This is a genomic window from Campylobacter sp. IFREMER_LSEM_CL2101 (assembly GCF_025771825.1).
Lineage (GTDB): Bacteria > Campylobacterota > Campylobacteria > Campylobacterales > Campylobacteraceae > Campylobacter_D > Campylobacter_D lari_C.
In genome coordinates, this window is sequence record NZ_JAKMQZ010000024.1 from 1 (window position 1) to 1,121 (window position 1,121).

General features: G+C 23.5%; 1 protein-coding gene. It reads right to left on the minus strand.

The window, feature by feature from the left end:
• Nucleotides 1-48: 48 nt before the first annotated feature.
• Nucleotides 49-801, minus strand: a complete 753-nt coding sequence (locus L8V88_RS07915; protein WP_263727460.1) for a hypothetical protein — start codon at nt 799-801, stop codon at nt 49-51.
• Nucleotides 802-1,121: the final 320 nt, after the last annotated feature.

Here is a 1,121-nt window from a genome sequence, read left to right on the forward strand (position 1 = left end):
AGTTTTTATTTTAATTAACAAACCACACCTGCTAAATCTACCATTTACTTACTTCAACCTCACATTCATAATCATATTAGATAAAAAGATATTATCTTTATCAAAGCTTTTTAAGTTATATTCTAGTTTTAAGTTTCTTTTTTGTATATCTTGCATTAAAGTTGAAAGATTGTATAAACTTAAACTTTCTAATATATTTATAAGTTCTATCTTGCTTAAAGTATTAAAATCATTTAACAAGCTAAGATAATTACTTATAATAGAAGAAGAATTGATATTATGAAATATAATTTTATTTTTTATATCTTCTTTAATAAAAAATTTATTATTTTTTGTATAAAAATAATCTTTAAGATGATGATTACTTAATATTTGATTGTAAAAACTTAAAAGGCTTTCTTTGCTATTTAAGTCTATAAAATTTAAAAATATATTTTCTTTTAATAATACTTCTTGTAATTGTTTTAAGTTTTTAAAAGCTTGATTTATACTAGAAGTATTTTTTAAAGCATAAATGATATTATCATCTTTAGAAATTTTTCTATTTATATTATATTGCAATAAAGGATTTTTATAAAGTGTATCACTATTGATTAAGATATTGATATGAAAAGATTCTTTACTTTTATTAGTTAATTGAAGCAAAGATATAACATCTTTTACAACTTGTAAAATATCATTTGCTACTTCACCATAGCCCCAAGTAAAGATAATATGATTATCATCTATATTTGTAGCACCAAATAATAAAGAAGGTGCAAAAATTAAAGCACTAAGGAATAAAATGTAAAATCTTTTCATCAATTGTATTAAAGAAGTTAAAGAGTTTGTTTGATATAATTATATTAAGGGTGCAACGCCAAAGGGGCGCAACCCTTTAGCGTTAATTTACCGCCCAGAAGGGAGGTGAGCATAATGCTAACAAAAATTATCCTTATAATTATACTCTTAACACTTTGCTATGTCAAGGCTTATTGAGTATCCCCTGCTTTTGCAGGGTTTAGGATAATCCCTTTGGCTTTACCAAACAAACTTTTAACTAAACTCTATCTCCTTTCTATAATTTTATTTTTCTTTTTAATTAGTAGGTTTTCTTGTTAAATTCTCAAGATTGCTTTCAA

Bases quoted from the DNA above. Each gene is read 5' to 3' on its own strand.
- L8V88_RS07915 (WP_263727460.1), bottom strand. From the start codon at position 801: ATGAAAAGATTTTACATTTTATTCCTTAGTGCTTTAATTTTTGCACCT.